Below are 15,824 nucleotides of genomic sequence, written 5' to 3'. Positions count from 1 at the left end.
TTGGTCGAGGGAAGGGTCCGCTCCACCGTAAGCAGCTTGTCATTCTTGATGACAGTTAACGTGACGGATATGACAGAAAAGTCATACCCGTCCAGCCTCCCTCGGTTATGACACAGGTTGTTAAAGCAGATGGCGGCCCCCACCATCAGGTGGGAGCCGCCATGGCTGTTGCCTGGGCCTACCCGGCGATGACTGCATTCCCGACGAAGGGGTCCACCGCCAGTGCGATGAACAGCAGGGTCAGGTAGCTGATGGATCCGTGGAAGACCTTCATGGCGCGCTTGTCCTGGACGTCCTCGCGCTGGGCGCGGGCGTAGAGAGCGTGTGATTCGTAGAGGAACCATGCGCCTGCAATGACTGCCGTGACGGTGTAGACCCAACCGGCCCCTCCCGCCGGGATCATCAGCAGCGAGCAGGCCACCATGGCCCAGGCGTACAGGACCACCTGGACGGACACCACTTTGGCGCCAGCGATGGCACCAAGCATGGGGACGTTGGCGTTCCGGTAGTCCTCGCCGTAGCGCATGGACAGGGGCCAGTAGTGCGGCGGCGTCCACAGGAAGATCACCATGAACAGGATCACCGCCGGCCACTCGACGGAGTTGGTGACGGCAGCCCAGGCAATCAGTACCGGGAAGCAGCCGGCGGCACCGCCCCAGACGATGTTCTGGGCCGTGCGCCGCTTGAGGATCATGGTGTAGATGACAACGTAGAAGAAGATGGCGGCCAGCCCGAGCCAGGCCGAGAGGGGGTTGGCACCGAACCACAGGATCACGATCGCGGCCGCGCCCAGCAGCCAGGAGAAGACGAGGGCCTCGCGCGGGGTGACTTCGCCCGTGACCAGGGGCCGGTTTTCCGTACGGTGCATCAGCTTGTCGATGTCGCGGTCGATGTAGCAGTTGAACGCGCCGGCGCTGCCGGCGGCGAAGGCGCCCCCAACCAGCGTGGCCAGGATCAGCCCGATGGACGGGAAGCCCCGTTCGGCATAGATCATGGTGGGCAGGGTGCTGACCAGGAGCAGTTCGATCACGCGCGGCTTGGTGAGGGCGAGATACGCCTTGGCCTTACGGGCAAACCCGGCGCCGGAGGCCCGGGATGCGTTCAGCGGCGTATCTGTAGTGCTCACGGTGGCAGTCACCCGTTCTGTGTGGCAGTTGAGGCTGGCAATGCAGCTCCGGTCGTGCGGCCCGGACCCGGGCACGGCACAAAGGGAGGAAATGCTCCAAGAGCGTGCAACAGTCGGGAAACCCCGGGCGGCGATAGCGATGCCCATCCGGCGTTGGCCTTCGAATATCATACCGCGCCGCAGGCCCTGTCCCGGCCCTTCCATATGCGCAATTGATTGCTCACGGGCCCATTCGAGCAGATTAACTCAACCGGTCGGAATGCTGATTCACAAAAGGGGAAATTGCGTCCAAAACGTGAGATTTGGCCCGCCCGGAGAATGGATACGGGCTAAGCTGTCACCAGATCAGCACGCAGCAAGAAAGCGGTGGAAAACGCATTCCCGCTGCTGTCCGTGACTGAATGCAAGGATCAACGTTTCGATGGTGAACGGCTGGTACACACCGCAGCGGGCGCCACGCAGTGCGCCCTTAAACGGAGCCGGTGTACCGCCGCCATCAGCACAGAGAGGGGCCCGGTTTTCGTGCCACATTTGGAAGAGCAAGAACTGTCATGGACCAGCTTGGACCAGCGTGCCGTGGATACCATCCGCGTCCTGGCCGCCGACGCCGTGGAGAAGGTGGGCAACGGCCACCCCGGAACCGCCATGAGCCTTGCGCCGGCCGCGTACCTGCTTTTCCAGAAGCTGATGCGCCATGACCCGCGCGATCCGCAGTGGCTGGGCCGCGACCGTTTCGTGCTGTCCCCCGGCCACACCTCGCTCACCCTTTACATCCAGCTGTTCCTCTCCGGCTACGGCCTGGAGCTGAAGGACCTGGAAGCGCTCCGCACCTGGGGTTCGCTGACCCCGGGGCACCCCGAGTACAAGCACACCGCCGGCGTTGAGATCACCACCGGCCCGCTGGGCCAGGGCCTTGCATCCTCCGTGGGCTTCGCTTACTCCCAGCGCCGCCAGCGCGGCCTGTTCGACGCCGACGCCCCCGCCGGCGAATCACCGTTCGACCACACCATCTGGGTCATTGCTTCCGACGGCGACCTCCAGGAAGGCGTGACGGCCGAGGCTTCCTCGCTGGCCGGCCACCAGGAACTCGGCAACCTCGTGGTCATCTACGACGAGAACCACATCTCCATTGAGGACGACACCGACATCGCCTTCACCGAGGACGTCCTGAAGCGTTACGAAGCGTACGGCTGGCACACGCAGCGGGTGGACTGGACCCGGACCGGCGAATACAAGGAAGACGTCCAGGAGCTCTACAGCGCCCTGCTCGCCGCCAAGGCCGAAACCTCCAAGCCGTCCATCATTTCACTGCGCACCATCATCGGTTACCCCGCACCCAAGAAGCAGAACACCGGCAAGATCCACGGATCCGCCCTCGGTGCCGACGAGGTGGCCGCATTGAAGGAGGTCCTGGGCTTCGACCCCGCCAAGTCCTTCCAGGTGGACCAGGAAGTCCTTGACCACGCCCGCCAGGTGGTGGAGCGCGGCGCGTCCGAGCGCAAGGAATGGGAAGAGACCTTCAACGCCTGGCAGGCAGCCAACCCGGAAGGCGCAGCACTCCTGCAGCGCATCGAAGCGCAGGAACTTCCGGAGGGGATCGACGCAGCCCTCCCGGTCTTCCCGGCCGGCAAGGACGTTTCCACCCGCGCAGCATCGGGCAAGGTCCTCAACGCCCTGGGCCCGGTCATGCCCGAACTCTGGGGCGGCTCCGCCGACCTTGCTGAGTCCAACAACACCACCATTGAAGGCTCCCCGTCCTTCGTGCCGGCCTCCAAGCAGACCGGCGCCTGGTCCGGCAACCCCTACGGCCGCGTGCTGCACTTCGGCATCCGCGAGCACGCCGCGGCGTCGATCGTGAACGGCATCAGCCTTGCGGGCAACACCCGTGCGTTCTCCGGAACCTTCCTGATCTTCAGCGACTACCAGCGTCCGGCCATCCGCCTGGGTGCCCTCATGGGTGTGCCGTCGCTGTACGTATGGACCCACGACTCCATCGGTCTGGGCGAGGACGGCCCCACCCACCAGCCGGTGGAGCAGCTCGCCTCGCTGCGCGCCATCGTGGGCCTGGACGTGGTCCGTCCCGGCGACGCCAACGAAGTGGCGGCGGCCTGGAAGACCATGCTGGAAAACCACGCCAACCCGGCAGGCATCGTCCTGACCCGCCAGAACATCCCCACCTGGGAACGGGGCGCGGGCGACGCCGACGGTGACACCTTCGCTTCCACGGCAGGTGTGGCAAAGGGCGGTTACGTCCTGGCTGAGGCATCAAAGGACGGCGCCACGGTGCCGGCCGACGTGATCCTCATTGCCACCGGTTCCGAGGTCCAGCTGGCCGTCCAGGCCCGCGAAGCCCTCCAGGGCGAAGGCATCGCAGCCCGCGTCGTCTCCATGCCGTGTGTCGAATGGTTCAAGAAACAGGACGCCGCCTACCGCGAGTCCGTTCTGCCCGCCGCCGTCAAGGCACGCGTCTCGGTGGAAGCAGGACTGGCCCTGGGCTGGCGCGAATTCGTCGGCGACGCCGGCCGTTCCGTCAGCCTTGAGCACTACGGCGCTTCCGCGGACTACAAGCGCCTCTTCCAGGAGTTCGGCATCACGGCAGAAGCAGTGGCTGCCGCAGCCAAGGACTCCCTCTCCAGCCTCCAGGCCTGAAACCTCATCTTTTAGGAGATACGAAAAATGACTACTCCCACCCAGCAGCTCTCCGACGCCGGAGTCTCCATCTGGCTCGACGACCTTTCCCGCGGACGCCTGCAGACCGGCACCCTGCGCAAGCTCATCGAAGAGAAGAACGTGGTTGGTGTGACCACCAACCCGTCCATCTTCCATGCTGCCATCACCTCCGGCACTGACTACGACAACATCATCGCCGCCAAGGCAGCCGAAGGCGCCAGCGTGGAGGACACGATCTTCGAGATCACCACCACGGACGTCGCCGACGCCTGCGACCTCTTCGCACCCGTGGCTGCCGCCACCAGGGGCGTTGACGGCCGCGTCTCCATTGAGGTCGACCCACGCCTTGCCTGGGACACCGCAGGAACCATCGCGGAGGCCAAGCACCTCTCGCAGCGCGTGAACAAGGACAATGTCCACATCAAGATCCCGGCAACCATCGAGGGCCTTGAGGCCATCACGGCAACCCTCGCCGAGGGCATCAGCGTCAACGTGACCCTCATCTTCTCCCTGGAGCGCTACCGCGCCGTCATCAACGCCTTCCAGTCCGGCCTGGAGCAGGCCAGGGAAAACGGCCACGACCTCTCGAAGATCCACTCCGTGGCATCGTTCTTCGTCTCCCGCGTGGACACGGAAATCGACAAGCGCCTGGACAAGATCGGCACCGACGAGGCCAAGGCCCTCAAGGGCAAGGCCGGCCTGGCCAACGCCCGCCTGGCCTACCAGGTCTACGAAGAGCTCTTCGCCACCGAGCGCTGGGCCCTGCTCGCTGACGCAGGCGCACTCCCCCAGCGTCCCCTGTGGGCTTCCACCGGCGTGAAGGACCCGGCCTACCCGGACACCCTCTACGTCACCGAGCTCGTTGCCCCCGGCGTGGTGAACACCATGCCCGAAAAGACCCTGGACGCCACCTTCGACCACGGTGTGGTTACCGGGGACACCGTCACCGGCACCTATGACGAAGCAAACGCCACCCTCGACGCCCTGGAAAAGCTGGGGATCTCCTACAACGACGTCGTAGCACTCCTTGAAACGGAAGGCCTGGACAAGTTCGTGGCCAGCTGGAAGGAACTGCTGGCGGACGTCGAAGGCGCCCTCGCCTCTGCACGGAAGGCTTCCTAACACCTATGAGCACTCTCAGCTTCGACGCCACCGGCGCTGCCCAGCAGGCGCTTGACCAGCACCTTCCCGCCCTCGTGGAGGACCGGGTCGCCACCCGGATCTTCGCCAAGGACCACACCCTGTGGGGTCCCGACGCCGAGTCCGAGTCAGCAATCCGCCTCGGCTGGGTGGAGGCGGCAACAGTCTCGCAGCCTTTGGTCAAGGACATCCTGGAACTCCGCGACGCCCTGCGCGCCGAGGGCGTCAGCAGGATTGTGCTCTGCGGCATGGGCGGATCTTCGCTGGCCCCAGAGGTTATCGCAGGTACCGCCGGCGTCGAGCTGACAGTGCTGGACAGCACGGACCCGGACCAGGTCCGGGCTGCCCTGGCTGACCGGCTGGAGCAGACCGCGATCGTTGTCTCGTCCAAGTCCGGCTCCACGCTGGAAACCGACTCGCAGCGACGGATTTTCGAGCAGGCCTTCACCGAGGCCGGCCTGGACGCCAAGAGCCGGATCATCATCGTGACGGATCCGGGTTCCCCGCTGGACATGGCCTCCCGGGAAGCGGGCTACCGCGCTGTCTTCAACGCCGACCCCAACGTCGGTGGCCGGTACTCCGCGCTCACCGCGTTCGGCCTGGTTCCTTCGGGCCTGGCCGGCGTGGATATCCAGGCGTTCCTGGACGAGGCTGAGGAAGCTGCCGAAATCCTGAACGATGACGCCCCCGAAAACATCGGACTGGCCCTGGGTGCCGCGCTGGGCGGAACCAGCCCCTTGCGGAATAAGATCGTCATTGCCGAGGACGGCTCCGGCATTGTTGGGTTCGCCGACTGGGCTGAACAGCTCATCGCTGAATCCACCGGCAAACTGGAAACCGGCATCCTGCCGGTTGTCGCGGGTCCGGATGCCCCGGAGGTAACCTCCGGCGCCCCTGACGTCCTGGTGGTGCGGCTCGTGGCCGCGGATGCCGACGTCGAACCCGTCGACAACCAGGTGGCCATTGCCGGCGGCCTTGCCACCCAGATGATGGTCTGGGAATTCGCCACGGCCGTTGCCGGCAGGCTCCTGGGCATCAACCCCTTCGACCAGCCTGACGTCGAGGCCGCAAAAGTGGCCGCGCGCGGACTCCTGGACGCCCAGCCGGAGCCTACGCCTGCAGCGTTCGTCGATGGCGCCATTGAGGTGCGTGGCGGGGACTGGCTCGGAAACGCTGCCACCGCAGAGGGCGCCGTCAAGGCCCTGCTGGGGACCCTGGCCGCGGACAGCTACCTGAGCGTCCAGGCGTACTTTGACCGGTTGGCCTTCGCCAACCTGGAGGGTATCCGGGACGAACTGGCCGCCGCCACCGGCCGCCCGGTGACGTTCGGCTGGGGCCCGCGCTTCCTGCACTCCACCGGCCAGTTCCACAAGGGCGGACCTGCCATTGGCGTCTTCCTCCAGGTTACGGCGACGCCCGCCGAGGACCTGGGGATCCCGGACCGGCCCTTCAGCTTCGGCGAACTCATCGCCGCGCAGGCTGCAGGAGACGCCCAGGTCCTGGCCGGGCACGGCCGTCCCGTGCTGCGCCTCCACCTCACCGACCGTGCCGCCGGCGTGGCGCAGCTGCAGGACATTGCCGCTGCCTTGTCCACCCGCGCGTCCACCACCGAAAGCTAAGGCACAAAAGCAACCATGCCAGAAACTGAATACGGCAGGAAGGGCGCGGGCCGCGGGCGCAATCCGCTGCGTGACCCGCGTGACCGCCGTTTGAACCGGATTGCCGGTCCGTCGTCGTTGGTCCTCTTTGGGGTGACGGGTGATTTGGCCCGGAAGAAGTTGATGCCGGCTGTGTACGATCTCGCCAACCGGGGGCTGTTGCCGCCGAGTTTCGCGCTGGTGGGGTTCGCCCGCCGGGAGTGGGACAAGGAGGATTTCGCCGCCGAGGTGAAGGCTTCGGTGCAGGCTCACGCCCGTACACCGTTTGATGAGGCGGTCTGGAACCAGTTGTCCGAGGGCATCCGGTTTGTCCAGGGCGAGTTCGACGACGATGCAGCCTTTGAGCGGCTGGGTGAGACGATCAAGGAACTCGACGATGTCCGCGGCACCCGCGGGAACCACGCGTTCTATCTGTCGATTCCGCCCAAGGCGTTCGAACAGGTCTGCCGCCAGTTGTCCAAGCACGGCCTGGCGCAGGCCGAGGGGGACAAATGGCGGCGCGTGGTGATCGAAAAGCCGTTCGGGCACGACCTTGAGTCGGCCCGAAAGCTGAACGACATCGTCGAGTCGGTGTTCCCGCCGGACGCGGTGTTCCGGATCGACCACTACCTGGGCAAGGAAACGGTGCAGAACATCCTGGCACTGCGTTTCGCCAACCAGTTGTTCGAACCGTTGTGGAACGCCAACTACGTTGACCACGTCCAGATCACCATGGCAGAGGACATCGGCACCGGCGGCCGGGCGGGGTATTACGACGGCGTGGGCGCGGCCCGCGACGTGATCCAGAACCACCTGCTGCAGCTGCTCGCGCTCACGGCCATGGAGGAGCCCATCTCCTTCAACGCCGATGACCTGCGGGCCGAGAAGGAAAAGGTCCTCGCCGCGGTCAAGCTCCCGGAGGACCTGTCCACGCACTCAGCGCGGGGACAGTTCACCGGCGGCTGGCAGGGCGGCGAGCAGGTCCAGGGCTACCTGGAAGAGGAAGGCATCCCGGCCGATTCCACCACCGAGACCTACGCCGCGGTCCGCGTGGACATCCACACCCGCCGCTGGTCCGGGGTCCCGTTCTACCTCCGTGCGGGCAAGCGGCTGGGGCGGCGGGTGACGGAAATCGCCGTCGTCTTCAAACGCGCCCCCAACCTGCTGTTCCGGGACCACGGCGAGGACGATTTCGGGCAGAACGCGGTAGTAATCCGGGTCCAGCCTGACGAGGGCGTGACCATCCGGTTCGGTTCCAAGGTCCCCGGCACCCAGATGGAAGTGCGGGATGTGACTATGGACTTCGGCTACGGCCACTCCTTCACCGAGTCCTCCCCGGAGGCCTACGAGCGGCTGATCCTGGACGTGCTCCTGGGCGAGCCGCCGCTGTTCCCGCGGCATGAGGAAGTGGAGCTGTCCTGGAAGATCCTCGACCCGTTCGAGGAATATTGGGCCTCGCTGGCAGAACAGCCCGAGCCCTACGCCCCGGGCTCCTGGGGCCCCGCCTCCGCCGACGAGCTGCTGGCCCGTGACGGACGAACCTGGAGAAGGCCATGATCGTTAACCTGCCCGACACCACCACCTCGAAGGTGTCCAAGAAACTCATGGCCCTGCGCGAGCAGGGAGGCGTGATCGCCCTGGGCCGGGTCCTGACCCTGGTGGTCGTGACCAAATCCGGGCTCGAGGAAGAAGCGATCGAGGCGGCGAACGACGCCAGCCGGGAACACCCCTGCCGGATCATCGTCCTGGCCGACGCCGGGAAGGATAACGAGGACCGCCTCGACGCCCAGATCCGGGTGGGCGGGGACGCCGGCGCCTCGGAAGTCATCGTCCTGCGCGGCTACGGTCAGCTGGCCCACGAGTCCGAATCCCTGGTGGCCGCGCTGCTGCTCCCGGACGCCCCGATCGTAGCCTGGTGGCCGCACGGCGCCCCGGAAAATGCCTGCGAGACATCCATCGGTGCGATCGCGCACCGCAGGATCACCGACTCCGCCAACGAACCGGACCCGCAAGCGGCACTGGAACGGATCCACCGCACCTACAAGGCCGGGGACACAGACCTCGCCTGGACCCGGCTGACTAACTGGCGGATCCAGCTCGCGGCGGCCCTGGATGAGGTGGACTCCTCCCCGGTCACGGCCGTCGCCGTCGAAGGCGCCTCGGACTCACCGTCCACCATCCTGCTCGCAGCGTGGCTCACCCTGACCCTGGACGCCCCCGTCACCATCGTCGCGGACCCCGCCGGAACCGGCATCCGCCGCGTCCGGCTCACCCGCCCCGGCGGCGACGTCCAGCTCTTCCGACCCGGACTCTCCGTGGCGGAACTGACCCAACCAGGCCAGCCCGCCCAGCGCATTTCACTGCCGAGGCGCAGCCTCCGCGACTGCCTCGCCGAAGAACTCCGCCGCCTTGACCCGGACGAAGTGTTTGGGGAAGTGATTACTATTGGACTGCCACGTACCAATCTAAGGAGCGTCCGACCCAGTGAGCGTTGACCCACGAGTAAGCATCCATCCGGATTCGTCCGTCCTCATGGCCGCCATCGCGGCACGGCTGATCACCAAGCTCGTTGATGTCCAGGACAAGTACGGCGAAGCCACCGTGGTGCTCACCGGGGGAACCGTGGGGATTGGCACGCTGAAGGCTGTTGCGGATTCACCGGCAGCACCCGCCGTCGACTGGTCCAAGGTCAACTTCTGGTGGGGTGACGAACGTTTCGTGGGGTCCACTGATCCTGAGCGGAATACCAGGCAGGCGTTCGACGCATTGCTGTCCCACATCCCCGTGGACCCGGAGCGGGTGCATTCCCCTGGTTCCGCAGATGAGTTCGACACTCCGGAAGAGGCCGCCGAGGACTACGCACGCCGGCTGCGGGACGCTGCTGCAGCCGAGCATGCCGCTGACATGTCCGACGACCGGCCGGAGGAACCCTCCGCACTCCCCCGGCTGGATGTGGTGCTGCTCGGCGTGGGACCCGACGCACACATTGCATCACTGTTCCCGGAACAGGCCGGCATCCGCGAAAAGGACCGCACGGTGGTGGGCGTCAGGAACTCGCCCAAGCCGCCGCCGCTGCGGATTTCCCTTACCCTGCCTGCCATTAATACTGCGGCGGAGGTATGGATGGTTGTCGCCGGGGAGGACAAGGCAGGAGCGGTGGGATTGGCCCTGGCCGGAGCCAACCCGGTCCAGGTACCAGCCTCCGGTCCCCGCGGAACGTCGCGTACCCTGTGGCTGATCGACGAGAATGCAGCCTCACGGGTCCCGCAGCAGTTGGTCCGGAAGGACGCCGCGGGCGCGTAGCTTTTCCAACGCTCCGGCCAGGACAGCTTCGGCGTCCTGGCCGGAGCGTCGTTCTTTAACGTATTCCAGGTGGCTTTTGTAGCCGTCGTCAAAGGGGTCGTCAGCTGCCGCGGCACGGCCGTCCCGGGAAGCCGCAGCGCCGCAGCGCCTGCAGTCCCACATCCTGGGAATCTGGTCCTCCGGCATCTTCAGGAACACGGGCTGCGTCTCGTGCCCCTTGGCGCACCAATAGGACACGCGGATGCGCGGCAGCGGACGCGACGACGACGAGTCGGTGGACTGAAGGCTCGAACCGGACCCTGCCGTCACGCCGGCGCGGGTGCCCCTGAACCCGGATGATGGGTGGACCATAACGACTCCTGCCTCGAAGGGAGCGCCGGCGGACCTGCAGCTTAAACAAGACTGTGGCTGCCGGTTTTCCGACAGCCACAGTCTAATTTGCAGGCTTTATGACCGGCAGGGCCTAAAGGACCTTGTCCCGCAGGGGTCAGGAATCCCCGGCCCCGCTGAACCGCATGATCAGGCCGAGGGCAATGATCACCACGCCCCAGGTGACGCCCAGGATGATGGTGAAGCGGTTGAGGTTCCGTTCTGCCACGCCTGAAGAGCTGAGGCCCGAGCTCATGCCGCCGCCGAACATATCGGACAACCCGCCGCCGCGTCCCTTGTGCAGGAGGATCAACAGCGTCAGCAGGAGGCTGGTGATCCCCAGGAGGATCTGCAGAATGACATGAAGAACGTCCACGACGGCCTTTCAGAAGTTGGGATTGCGGGAGTATTGGCTGGCTACGGACTAGTCCGTGACCAGGTGGCTCTCGAACCTGACAATATTAGCAAACTCGGCCGGGTCCAGGCTTGCGCCGCCCACCAGCAGGCCGTCCACGTCGCGTTCCTGAAGGATCGCGGCCGCGTTGTTGGCCTTCACCGAGCCGCCGTAGAGCAGGCGGGTTTTGCCGGCCGTTTCCGCTCCAAACAGCGACTCCAGCTCGGCGCGGATGGCGGCGCACATTTCCTGGGCGTCCTCCGGTCCTGCCACTTCGCCGGTGCCGATGGCCCAAACGGGTTCATAGGCCACCACCAGTTCAGCGGCCTGCTCGTTGGTGAGCCCGGCCACGCCGGCGCGGAGCTGCTGCAGCGTGTGGTCCACGTGCGTTCCGGCCTGGCGGATCTCCAGGCCTTCGCCCACGCAGAGCACGGGAACCAGGTTGTGCTTGAAGGCAGCTTTGACCTTGGCGTTGAGGACCTCGTCGGATTCGTTGTGGATGGTCCGGCGTTCGCTGTGGCCCACCAGGACGTACTTGCAGCCGAGCTTGTTCAGGAACTGCCCCGAGATGTCACCGGTGTAGGCTCCCGAATCGAACTGGGACAGGTCCTGGCCACCGTAGGCGACCTGGAGGTCGTCGCCCTGGACCAGGGTCTGGACACCGCGGAGGTCCGTGAACGGCGGGAAGACGGCTACCTCAACGCGGCTGTAGTCGTGCTTGGCGTCGGAGAGGGTCCAGGCCAGCTTCTGCAGGAGCGTGATGCCCTGCACGTGGTCCATGTTCATTTTCCAGTTGCCCGCGATGAAGGGCTTGCGGTCGAAAGCGCCGTTCGTTGACGTAGTCACGTAATCTCCAAAAAGTTCTTGATATGGGTGCGGCCGGCAGGCTGCCGCGGGCAACCTGCCGGCCGGAGGACTGTGAAGTCCGGTTGCTGCTGGTCAGCAGCGGGTGGTTCTACCGGCCGGGTTCTATCGGTCCAGGACGCTCAGGCCGGGGAGTTCCTTGCCTTCAAGGTATTCAAGGCTGGCGCCGCCGCCGGTGGAAATGTGCCCGAACTGGTCATCACTGAATCCCAGGGTGCGGACTGCGGCAGCAGAATCGCCGCCGCCCACCACGGTGAATCCCTCAGTCTCGGTCAGGGCCTGCGCGATGGCACGGGTGCCTGCCGAGAACGCCTCGAATTCGAAGACACCCATGGGGCCATTCCAGAAAACCGTCCGCGCACCCTTGATCCGCTGGGAAAAGGCAGCCGCGGTATCGGGCCCGATGTCCAGGCCGATGCCCTGGGCGCCGAAGCTGCTGCCTTCAATCGCGTCGGCCGCCACGGTTTCGTGCTGGGCGTCGGCAGCAAACTTCTCCGCCACCACGACGTCCGTGGGAACCACGAATTCGGTTCCGGCGTCAGCTGCGCGCTTCAGGTAGTCCTTGACAACAGGTATTTGGTCTTCCTCAAGGAGGCTCGAACCAACCTTGTGGCCAGCCGCCGCCAGGAATGTGAAGAGCATGCCGCCGCCCACCAGGATGGTGTCAGCCTTGCCGATCAGGTTGTCAATCACCGCAAGCTTGTCCGAGACCTTGGAACCGCCCAACACCACCACGTAGGGGCGCTGGGTGTCAGCGGTCAGCTTCCGGAGGACTTCCACCTCCGTGTGCACCAGGTCGCCCTGGTATGACGGGAGCCGGGTGGCGACGTCGTAGACACTGGCGTGCTTGCGGTGGACGGCACCGAAGGCGTCGTCCACGTACGCGCCGTTGCCGCCGGTCAATGCCACAAGCTCGTCCGCGAAGGCTCCGCGTTCAGCGTCGTCCTTGCTGGTCTCGCGGGCGTCGAAGCGGACGTTCTCGAGGACAAGGGCTTCGCCGTCCTGCAGCGATGCGGCGGCCGCCTTGGCGGCATCGCCGACGGTGTCGGCGGCCAGGGTGACCTTGAAGCCTGCCAGTTCGGCGAGGCGGTCCACTGCGGGACGGAGGGAGTACTTGTCTTCCGGGGCGCCCTTGGGGCGTCCGAGGTGGGCTGTAACCAGCACGCGGGCACCGGCGTCCGTGAGCTTTTGCAGCACTGGCAGGGAGGCCTTGATACGGCCATCATCAGTGACTGTAGAGCCGTCGAGCGGCACATTCAGGTCACTTCGAACCAGAATGTACCGCCCGCGGACACCTTCAGCGATCAGTTCGTTGAGGGTGTGAGATGTCATGTGTCTAACCCTAGCCCAGCTTGGATGCCACAAGCTCCGTGAGGTCAACGAGGCGGTTGGAGTAGCCCCATTCGTTGTCATACCAGGAAACAACCTTGACCTGGTTGCCGATGACCTTGGTCAGGCCGGAGTCGAAGATGGAGGACGCGGGGTCACCGACAATGTCGGAAGACACGATGGGCTCGTCCGTGTAGGTCAGGAAGCCCTGCAGTTCTTCGGACTCAGCCGCACGCTTGAGGGCAGCGTTGACTTCCTCCACGGTGGTCTCGCGGGAGACCGTGACAGTGAGGTCGGTGGCCGAGCCGGTGGGCACGGGGACGCGGATGGCGTAGCCGTCCAGCTTGCCCTTGAGCTCCGGCAGGACCAGGCCAATGGCCTTGGCGGCGCCGGTGGAGGTGGGGACCATGTTGATGGCGGCAGCGCGGGCGCGGCGCAGGTCCTTGTGCGGGCCGTCCTGCAGGTTCTGGTCTGCGGTGTAGGCGTGAACGGTGGTCATCAGGCCGCGTTCGATGCCGAATTCGTCGTTGACCACCTTGGCCAGCGGGCCGAGGCAGTTGGTGGTGCAGGATGCGTTGGAAATGATGTTGTGCTTGGCGTTGTCGTAGAGGTTGTGGTTCACACCCATCACGATGGTGATGTCCTCGTCCGAGGCAGGAGCGGAGATCAGGACCTTCTTGGCACCGGCCTGGATGTGCTTCTGGGCGTCGGCTGCCTTGGTGAAGAAACCGGTGGATTCGATGACGATGTCCACGCCCAGCTCGCCCCACGGGAGGTTGGCGGGATCGCGCTCGGCGAGGACCTTCACAACGTTGCCGTTGACGACGATGTTGCCGTCCTTGACCTCGATGGTTTCCTTCAGGCGGCCGCCGACGGAGTCGTACTTGAAGAGGTGGGCCAGAGCTTCGGGGCTGGTGAGGTCGTTGACTGCAACGATCTCGAGGTCCGCGCCCTGAGCGAGTGCTGCGCGGAAGTAGTTGCGGCCAATACGGCCAAAGCCGTTGATACCAATACGGGTCGTCACTTTTTCAGTCTCCTTGGTGCTTTCAGAAGCACAACTAGTTGAGCGGGCTATCAAGCCAACTAACAGATCCCGCACGCCATTGGGCAGAGATGATTAACACGGAGGGCGACCAGCCTCATTGCTGAAGGCTAACCGCCTTCCGTGACCTATCTTACGTTTAACTGGGTCCGCCCCCGCAAGTGCGGGGGCGGACCGTCCACATCCCGGCCAGTTTAAGTCCGAATGTGAAGTTTGTTACAGCGGGGTATAACCCCGGTCACTACGGGAGGGTGATGAGGCCCGTTGCGTTGGTGCGTGCTGCCTCGAAGCGCTGGGCGACATCTGCCCAGTTGACGATGTTCCAGAACGCCTTGACGTAGTCGGCCTTCACGTTGACGTAGTCCAGGTAGAAGGCGTGCTCCCACATGTCCAGCATCAGCAGCGGGGTGGTGCCCAGGGCGGTGTTGCCCTGCTGGTCGTACAGCTGCTCGATGACGAGGTTTCCACCGATGGGTTCGTAGGCGAGGAAGCCCCAGCCCGATCCCTGGAGGCCCAGGGCAGCGGCGGAGAACTGTGCGCGGAAGGCATCGAAGGAGCCGAAGGCGTCATCGATGGCGGCAGCCAGCTCACCCTCGGGCTTGTCGCCGCCGTCCGGGGAAAGGTTCTTCCAGAAGACGGAGTGGTTGATGTGGCCGCCGGTGTGGAACGCGAGGTCCTTGGAAAGCCGGTTGATGTTGGCGAAGTCGCCCTTTTCGCGCGCCTCGGCCAGCTGGGCCAGGGCGTTGTTGGCGCCCGCCACGTAGGTGGCGTGGTGCTTGCTGTGGTGCAGTTCCATGATCCGCGCAGAGATGTGCGGTTCGAGGGCGGCGTAATCGTAGCTGAGTTCCGGCAATACGTACTCGGTCACAAAATCCTCCAATATCGTGGACCCGCAGGCCCGGTTGGTAACTCTCGGATCGTGCATCCGGGCAGCTGGTGCCCGGAATTATTTTTGATTCTATGGGGCGGTTACTCGTCCAGCATTTCAGGCGTCACATTGGCGTCCGTTCCGGGGATGCCCAGGTCAAGCGCACGCTTGTCCGCCATGGCCAGCAGGCGCCGGATCCTGCCGGCAATTGCATCCTTGGTCATGACGGGATCGGCCAGGCGGCCCAGCTCGTCCAGGCTTGCCTGCTTGTGCGCCACCCGCAGTTCACCCGCGTACTTGAGGTGGTCCGGAACGTCGTCGCCCAGGATCTCCAGCGCCCGGTCCACCCTTGCCCCTGCGGCCACGGCTGCCTGCGCGGAACGGCGCAGGTTGGCGTCGTCGAAGTTGGCGAGCCTGTTGGCGGTGGCCCGGACCTCCTTGCGCATGCGGCGTTCCTCCCACACCATCAGTGCGTCGTGCGCTCCCATGCGGGTGAGGAGTGCGGCAATGGTGTCGCCGTCGCGGATGACCACACGGTCCACTCCCCTGACTTCCCGGGCCTTGGCCTGGATGTCCAGCCGGCGGGCCGCGCCCACCAGGGCCAGCGCTGATTCCGGCCCCGGGCAGGTGACCTCCAGCGAGGATGACCGGCCGGGCTCCGTGAGTGAGCCGTGGGCCAAAAAGGCTCCGCGCCATACGGCTTCGGCATCTGCCGCGGATCCATTGACGACGGCGGACGGCAGGCCGCGCACGGGGCGTCCCCTGCCGTCCAGGAGACCGGTCTGGCGGGCCAGCGCCTCGCCGTCCCGGACCACGCGGACCACGTAGCGGCTGGCGCGCCGGAGCCCGCCGGCCGACACCACGATGATCTCGCTCTGGTGTCCGTAGACCTCGGCGATCGCGGCACGGAGCCTGCGGGCCGTCGAGGCGAGGTCCACTTCCGCCTCGATGACGATCCGGCCGGAGATGATGTGCAGTCCCCCGGCGAACCGGAGCATGGCGGAGACTTCGGCCTTGCGCACTGATGACTTCTTGATGTCCAGACGGGACAGTTCTTCCTTGACTGATGCTGTCAGTGCCAT

At 65.4% G+C, this 15,824-nt stretch carries 14 protein-coding genes; 6 read left to right on the top strand and 8 right to left on the bottom strand.

Annotated features, from left to right (window positions below):
• Window positions 1–178: 178 nt before the first annotated feature.
• On the bottom strand, window positions 179–1,138 hold the full coding sequence (locus ACR65K_RS04865) for a heme o synthase (protein WP_056334012.1): 960 nt from the start codon (window positions 1,136–1,138) through the stop codon (window positions 179–181).
• A 519-nt stretch (window positions 1,139–1,657) separates the two neighbouring features.
• Here ACR65K_RS04865 and tkt point away from each other — a divergent pair.
• From tkt to pgl, 6 genes are read left to right on the top strand one after another with little or no spacing between them, the layout of a single operon-like run.
• A complete protein-coding gene (gene tkt, locus ACR65K_RS04860; protein ID WP_056334009.1) occupies window positions 1,658–3,775 on the top strand; it encodes a transketolase in 2,118 nt (705 codons plus the stop codon).
• Window positions 3,776–3,802: 27 nt separating this feature from the next.
• Window positions 3,803–4,918 (top strand): transaldolase, encoded by a 1,116-nt coding sequence (tal, locus tag ACR65K_RS04855; protein WP_056333723.1) that lies wholly within the window; start codon window positions 3,803–3,805, stop codon window positions 4,916–4,918.
• A gap of 5 nt (window positions 4,919–4,923) precedes the next feature.
• Window positions 4,924–6,555, top strand: coding sequence for a phosphoglucose isomerase-related protein (locus ACR65K_RS04850; protein WP_056333720.1), 1,632 nt, complete (start codon window positions 4,924–4,926; stop codon window positions 6,553–6,555).
• 15 nt (window positions 6,556–6,570) lie between these two features.
• Complete coding sequence (gene zwf / locus ACR65K_RS04845; protein WP_440151559.1) at window positions 6,571–8,130, top strand: glucose-6-phosphate dehydrogenase; 1,560 nt, start codon at window positions 6,571–6,573, stop codon at window positions 8,128–8,130.
• Window positions 8,127–9,068 carry a glucose-6-phosphate dehydrogenase assembly protein OpcA gene (locus ACR65K_RS04840; protein ID WP_056333718.1) on the top strand — a complete coding sequence of 314 codons (942 nt, stop codon included), beginning with the start codon at window positions 8,127–8,129 and terminating at the stop codon, window positions 9,066–9,068. Before zwf ends, ACR65K_RS04840 begins: the two co-directional genes overlap by 4 nt.
• Window positions 9,058–9,876, top strand: a complete 819-nt coding sequence (gene pgl, locus ACR65K_RS04835) for a 6-phosphogluconolactonase (RefSeq protein ID WP_056333717.1) — start codon at window positions 9,058–9,060, stop codon at window positions 9,874–9,876. The genes ACR65K_RS04840 and pgl overlap by 11 nt, the downstream gene beginning before the upstream one ends.
• Here the strand turns inward: pgl and ACR65K_RS04830 are convergent.
• From ACR65K_RS04830 to whiA, 7 genes are all read right to left on the bottom strand, one after another.
• On the bottom strand, window positions 9,829–10,227 hold the full coding sequence (locus ACR65K_RS04830; protein WP_056333714.1) for an RNA polymerase-binding protein RbpA: 399 nt from the start codon (window positions 10,225–10,227) through the stop codon (window positions 9,829–9,831). The two genes, pgl and ACR65K_RS04830, sit on opposite strands and share 48 nt — an antisense overlap.
• Window positions 10,228–10,363: 136 nt before the next feature.
• Window positions 10,364–10,621 (bottom strand): preprotein translocase subunit SecG, encoded by a 258-nt coding sequence (secG, locus tag ACR65K_RS04825; RefSeq protein WP_056333711.1) that lies wholly within the window; start codon window positions 10,619–10,621, stop codon window positions 10,364–10,366.
• A gap of 48 nt (window positions 10,622–10,669) precedes the next feature.
• Window positions 10,670–11,485 carry a triose-phosphate isomerase gene (gene tpiA, locus ACR65K_RS04820; RefSeq protein ID WP_056333709.1) on the bottom strand — a complete coding sequence of 272 codons (816 nt, stop codon included), beginning with the start codon at window positions 11,483–11,485 and terminating at the stop codon, window positions 10,670–10,672.
• 123 nt (window positions 11,486–11,608) lie between these two features.
• Complete coding sequence (locus tag ACR65K_RS04815; RefSeq protein WP_440151558.1) at window positions 11,609–12,835, bottom strand: phosphoglycerate kinase; 1,227 nt, start codon at window positions 12,833–12,835, stop codon at window positions 11,609–11,611.
• Window positions 12,836–12,845: 10 nt separating this feature from the next.
• The gene (gene gap / locus ACR65K_RS04810) at window positions 12,846–13,856 is read right to left on the bottom strand and encodes a type I glyceraldehyde-3-phosphate dehydrogenase (protein WP_142031193.1); all 1,011 of its coding nucleotides are present in this window, start codon (window positions 13,854–13,856) and stop codon (window positions 12,846–12,848) included.
• A 259-nt stretch (window positions 13,857–14,115) separates the two neighbouring features.
• On the bottom strand, window positions 14,116–14,742 hold the full coding sequence (locus ACR65K_RS04805; RefSeq protein WP_056333700.1) for a superoxide dismutase: 627 nt from the start codon (window positions 14,740–14,742) through the stop codon (window positions 14,116–14,118).
• Window positions 14,743–14,843: 101 nt separating this feature from the next.
• Window positions 14,844–15,824 (bottom strand): DNA-binding protein WhiA, encoded by a 981-nt coding sequence (gene whiA / locus ACR65K_RS04800; RefSeq protein WP_015937022.1) that lies wholly within the window; start codon window positions 15,822–15,824, stop codon window positions 14,844–14,846.

The organism is Arthrobacter sp. SAFR-179, assembly GCF_059414945.1.
Note: the sequence above shows the minus strand (reverse complement) of the source record. Positions and strands in the feature narration are given on the sequence as shown.